Origin of the sequence: Streptomyces sp. NPDC005281, from assembly GCF_040607495.1 — a bacterium.
GTDB lineage: Bacteria > Actinomycetota > Actinomycetes > Streptomycetales > Streptomycetaceae > Streptomyces.
Map to the genome: position 1 here is coordinate 1 of NZ_JBEXGX010000085.1, position 5318 is coordinate 5318.

General features: G+C 67.4%; 5 protein-coding genes and 2 pseudogenes. 1 reads left to right on the forward strand and 6 read right to left on the reverse strand.

Annotation, left to right across the window (positions count from 1 at the left end; genetic code table 11):
* The 4 genes and pseudogenes from ABZV42_RS41990 to ABZV42_RS42005 form a co-directional block, all read right to left on the reverse strand.
* A pseudogene (locus tag ABZV42_RS41990) lies at positions 1-685 on the reverse strand (IS5 family transposase); the annotation flags it as partial.
* 53 nt (positions 686-738) lie between these two features.
* Complete coding sequence (locus ABZV42_RS41995; protein ID WP_356057521.1) at positions 739-1314, reverse strand: transposase; 576 nt, start codon at positions 1312-1314, stop codon at positions 739-741.
* 95 nt (positions 1315-1409) lie between these two features.
* Positions 1410-2662 (reverse strand): IS3 family transposase gene (locus ABZV42_RS42000; protein WP_356057523.1). Its coding sequence is split into 2 segments (ribosomal slippage): positions 1410-2380 and positions 2380-2662, totalling 1254 coding nucleotides; the frame shifts between segments, so codons are not numbered across the junction.
* 432 nt (positions 2663-3094) lie between these two features.
* A complete protein-coding gene (locus ABZV42_RS42005) occupies positions 3095-3484 on the reverse strand; it encodes a hypothetical protein (protein WP_079403197.1) in 390 nt (129 codons plus the stop codon).
* Positions 3485-3818: 334 nt separating this feature from the next.
* Between ABZV42_RS42005 and ABZV42_RS42010 the strand changes: the two genes are divergently transcribed.
* The gene (locus tag ABZV42_RS42010) at positions 3819-4025 is read left to right on the forward strand and encodes a hypothetical protein (protein WP_355991600.1); all 207 of its coding nucleotides are present in this window, start codon (positions 3819-3821) and stop codon (positions 4023-4025) included.
* Between the two features lie 379 nt (positions 4026-4404).
* Here ABZV42_RS42010 and ABZV42_RS42015 read toward each other — a convergent pair.
* Positions 4405-4957 (reverse strand): annotated as a pseudogene (locus tag ABZV42_RS42015) (transposase).
* The coding region (locus ABZV42_RS42020; RefSeq protein WP_356057525.1) for a winged helix-turn-helix domain-containing protein at positions 4873-5318 on the reverse strand (446 nt) is incomplete at its 5' end. The gene ABZV42_RS42020 and the pseudogene ABZV42_RS42015, both read right to left, overlap by 85 nt.

A 5318-nucleotide genomic window follows, 5' to 3' on the forward strand; every position in this document is an offset into this window, starting at 1 on the left:
CGTTCGATCACCCATCGGCGTCGGCCCAATCGTTCGCTGGACTCGATGCCCTTGCGGGCGATGCGCACCCCGATCCGCTTGCCGCGGAGCCATTTCCGCAGGTCGGGGACGTCGTAGGCCTTGTCGGCGTGGAGGCGTTGGGGCTTGAAGTAGCGGCCGCGGCAGGGGTCGTGTTTCGTTTGGTGACCCGCCACCATGGGCTTCAGACCTTGGCTGTCGTGGACGTTGGCGGCCGAGACACCCACGACCAGGGGCAGTCCGTTCGCGTCCGACAGGATGTGCATCTTGGAACCCGGCTTGCCTCGGTCCACGGAGCTCGGACCTATGCGTTCGCCCCTTTTTTAGCGCGCACATGAGCCGAGTCGAGGACCACACGGGAGACATCGACGAGGCCCACGTCATCGAGCCGGTGAATGACGGCTTCATGCAGGCGGCCCCACACGCCGGCCCTCGACCAGATCATGAACCTGCGGTGTGCGGTCGCCTTGGATATCCCGAAGCACGGCGGCAGGGCTCGCCAGGCGCATCCGCTGACCAGCACGTAGATGATCGCCGCGAACAGCGTCTCATCAGGCGTGTTCTGCTTCCCGCCGCCCTGCGGCCGTACCCGGTCCTCCGGGATCAACGGCCTGGCGAGCTCCCACAAGCCGTCCGGAACAATCCAACTCCACGTACCCCGCCCCATGCGAAGCTCAACGACCAACCACCACGTAGGACACGGTCTTACTGAGTTTTTCGTTAGTTATGTGGTGGTTGGGGATGGATTGAGAGCCCGGTGTGGGGGAGGAAGGACCACGGGAGTTGCTCGCTGGAGCAGACTCGGTGGATGCCGCGTTCGGCCGCGTCGGCAACGTCGGCGAGGTGGTCGCCGGCAAGGTTGGCCAGCTCGCGGGTCTTGATGGCCGACCACAGCATTTCGACCGGATTGAGTTCGGGGGCGTAGGCCGGCAGCCGCTCCAATGTCAGCCAGTCCTGCTCGGCGGCCCAGGCCCGCATGCCTCGGCTCCAGTGAGCGGACAGTCCGTCCCATACCAACACCACCGGCTCACCGGCGTAGAAGGTCTTGATCTGTTCCAGCACCTCGATCAAGGAGGTGGTGTCGTAGCTGCCCGGCTTGAGATGGAAGCACAGCCGCGGGCCGCGTTCGGGGTCGGCGCCGTGGTAGCCCAGCGCCGCAGCCATCCCGGCTCGCTTCCAGTTCAGCCGGTGCCGTAAGAGCGGAGTGCGGCCGCGGGGTGCGTAGGTGCGACGGACCTGGGGCAGCAGCGACACGCCCGATTCATCGAAGAACACGATCCAGGCACGTTTCTTCACCGCCCCCTTTTTGCGCCAGCGTCCGCGCCGTCCCAACCCTCCGACAACTCTGCCACTGACCATCACCGTGAACCGTTCCGGGTTTGATCGAGGCTCTAGATCTTGACTGTGACCTGGTGTTTTGCGGTCTTGTTGTAGTAGTTGGTCTCGTATTCGGCGGGCGGGATGTGCCCGATCTCACCGTGGAGTCGGCGGTGGCAGTACCAGTCGACCCACTCGGCGGTGGCCAGCTCGACCTCGGAGAGCGTCTTCCAGGGGCGGCGGGGCTTGATCAGCTCGGTCTTGAACAGGCCGATCGTGGACTCCATCAGGGAGTTGTCGTAGGCGTCGCCGATCGATCCGATCGACGCGGCGATGCCCGCCCGGTCGAGGTGCTCGGCGAGCGCAAATGATGTGTACTGCGACCCGGCATCGCTGTGATGTATCAACTCGCCTTTCCGGTGCGGGTGTTGGTCCCGGTCTCGCTGCCACAGAGCCATCTCCAGGGCGTCCAGGACGAGGCGTGTCTCCTTCGAGGTGGCTGCTGACCAGCCGACGATGCGGCGGGAGAAGGTGTCCACGACGAAAGCGACATAGACGACGCCGGCGAACGTGGCGACGTGGGTGAAGTCGGCGACCCAGCAGCGGTTGGGAGCCGGGGCGACGAAGTCACGGTCCACGAGATCCGGGGCCCGCTGGGCACTCGCATCGGGGATCGTGGTGATCACCTTCTTGCCGCGGACCGCACCGGTGATCTTGAGGTCACGCATGAGACGTTCCACGGTGCAGCGGGCCACCGGAACGTTCTGCCGGTTCAGGTGCCGCCAGATCTTCCGGGCGCCGTAAACAAGGTAGTTGGCCTCGTACGCCTGAGTGATCAGGGTCTTCAGTTCGGCGTCGCGGACGGTGCGGGCAGCGGGTGCGGCCCGGCGTTTGTGGTGGGCGTAGTAGGTGGAGGGGGCGATCTTGCAGTCGTGGTCGGTCAGGACCCGGCAGATCGGCTCGACGCCGCCGAAGCGGCCCTTGTGCTCGTCGATGAACGCTACGAGCGTGTGTGTGGCCGGTCGAGCTCGGCCGCGAAGAAACTTGCTGCGGCTTTGAGGATGTCGTTGGCCCGCTTCAGCTCGGCGTTCTCCTTCTTCAGCCGCTTCAGCTCCACGGACTCATCGCTCGTCGTGCCTGGGCGGGTTCCGGCGTCGATCTGGTCCTGCCGCACCCACTTGCGCAGTGTCTCGGTCGTGCCGATGCCCAGTTTCTGGGCGACCGCTTTCATCGCGGCCCACTCGGTGTCGTACTCCGGCCGCACCTCGGCGACCATCCGCACCGCACGACGGCGCAGCTCAAGCGGGTACTGGGAAGGACGTGCCATGACTCGATCCTCTCAAATGATCGAGTCCCTATCGAACCCGGAACGGTTCACCGCGGCCCGCCGGCACATCGGCGGGCCGCCCCCACTCCGACACGAAGGAATCCCATGCCCAGTTCCACCGGCATCACACCGCGCCCGCCGATCGTCGTCCTGTGCGGATCCACCCGATTCTGTGAGCAGTTCGCCGAGGCCGCCCTGTACGAGACGGCCGCGGGCCGGATCGTCCTGGCCCCCGGCTGCAACCTCAGGGAACCGCACCCGCTGTGGGCCACCCCCGCGCAGGCCGAACGCATCAAGCACATGCTCGACAACCTCCACCTGCGCAAAATCGACCTCGCAGACGACGTCCTGGTCATCAATGTGAATGTGCGCCCGAGTTCCCCCGCACGCACGGGTGCTTCAGGGGCGCGGTCATCCCAGAAGGCTGCGCGGTCAGCGCCGGCCGCCGCCGATGCGGCGGTCGTCGGCCAGTGCGGTCAGAGGGCCGAACTCGCGGGCAAGCTGGTTCCACGTCAGAACCTCGCCACAGCGGGCCGGGAACTCCTTCGGGTTGAACTCGGGCATGGTCCAGGTGCCAGTGCCCCGGTCCCGCAGCCACAGGTCCCCGTCACCGTCGACCACAGTCGGCGGGACCGGTACGGGCTCGGCCTGATCGGTGGGCTCCCAGGTGACCCGGCCCGGGTGGGAAACGCGGCGCAGCTCGGTGGTGGCCAGCCGCGCGGCCAAGTCACGGGTGGACTCTTCGGCGTCCTTGACCGACGCGAGCCGGAATGCGTCGTCAAGTACGGGCAGGGCTGGATTCTTGCTGCGCTTTGAACTCATACGCTGACTACCTCCGGTGGGGGGCGTCACATCCGTTATGGCACCCCGTAGAGGAACACGGTATCCGAGGCGGGAGCCGGGCCGGCTACGACCACTGTCCAGGTGGAGGCGCTGGCACACCGGGCGGTGGGGGTAGGTGGTGAGCTGGTCCTGGACGTGGCGCAACCCGTGGTGGTAGCGCTCAGATATGGCGGTCCGGGTCTGAGAAGGTGAGGCCGCCGGGGGCGAGCGGACGTCGGGCCGGGGCGGGTGCGGGCTCGGTCTCGCCGGGCGGCTGGCGGAAGTCGGCGCCCTGCTCGACCGGCATCAGCCGGCGCCCACCAAAAGAACGACGATGATCGCCAACCGGCACGCGACGAACGCCCAGGTTCGAGGCGCCGAGTGCTCAGTATTCGCGAACTCAGGCGCCTTCCCCGGCGGATACATCGGCGAGTCCACCCGCCGCGAGATCGCCTATGCACGCCGTCTCGGCAAGCCCATCCGCTACACCCACTCGTCAGAAGGCGGCGGTTCTGGCTTCCCGTCGAAGCCGGAGGCCTGACCCACCTGCGCACCAGATACGCGAAGAGCCCCCGCTGACCGGATCAGTTCCGGACGGCGGGGGCATTTTGCTGCCCTGGGTGCGGGCGTTTGTTGTCCGCGGACAACGAACTCGCTGCTACCCGAGCAGTGTGGTCACGTAGTGGAGGACGGTCTCGGCGGCATCGCAGAGGGCAGGGATGCCTTCGGTCGTGAAGTAGTGGGTGCCGGTGTCGACGGCCTCCCGCAGGGCTGCGCCCGCGAAGGCGTAGAACGTGGCGCCGGTCGGTGCGACCGGGTCAGGCAGCCAGTGCCGCGGGGGGTGGTACTCGCTGGACTGGGAAATCTCGCCTGCTGACCTGCTCGCGCGGGCCTTCCGTGTGATTACTGACTTCGGCTCGTCAAGGTGAGACTGGTTCGGCGAGGATCAGGCCGGTGCCGGCTATGAAGCCGTCGAGGGTGTGGGGCCGGTACTGGAGGCGTTTGAGCCGGTTGCGGACCAGGGTTTCGAGCCGGTCGAGGGAGACCACGGCGAGGTTGGCCAGGCTGCGCTTCACATGGGCCCATACCCACTCGAGGCGAGTACGCGGGCAGCAGGAACACCGTCAGCCACTCACGCTCGGCGATCAACTCACGCATGGCATGGGAGACGTGGGTGTTGAGCCGGTCCCAGACCAGCACGATCGGCGCCTTGACGAGGTGATGGGTGCCGTCGATCAGCGCGATGAAGTCGCGCTCGCCCATGCTGCGGCGCTTGCCTTTGCCCGCAGGGTGAGTGCGCAGACGGTGACACAGCCGGGTCCGGGAGCCGGGCCGCATGGCGATCAGCCCGGCCACCGACAGCCGTCCCGAGCGGCGTCCGCTGATGGTCACGACCGGGGTGCGGCCGCGCCGCCCCCAGGTCCGTCCCCTGGGCGGCCGCCGCGTGAACCCGGCTTCGTCCTCGAAGCAGATGTAACCTCCGCGGGCCGCCCGGGTCCTTTTACCTCCGCCCAGGTCGCCTCCTTCCACACGACCACGGCCTGCTCGTCACGCTCGGCCACCCGCCGGGCCGGCACCTGCGAGCTGAACCCGAGCCGGTGCATCAGCCGGGTGGCCCCCGAGACGCTGTAGGCGACGTGGAACTTCCGGCCGATCAGCGTGGCCACTCTCGCCGCGGTCCACACCTGGTCCTCCACCCAGCCGTGCGCGGCCGGCCCTTCATCGAGGTAGGCGGCCAGCTTTTCCAGGCAGCGCGGGGACAGGCGGCATCGCGATCCGCTCGGGCCACGAGAGGCCAGAGCCTGCACGCCACCGTCCCGCCACAGCTGGTGCC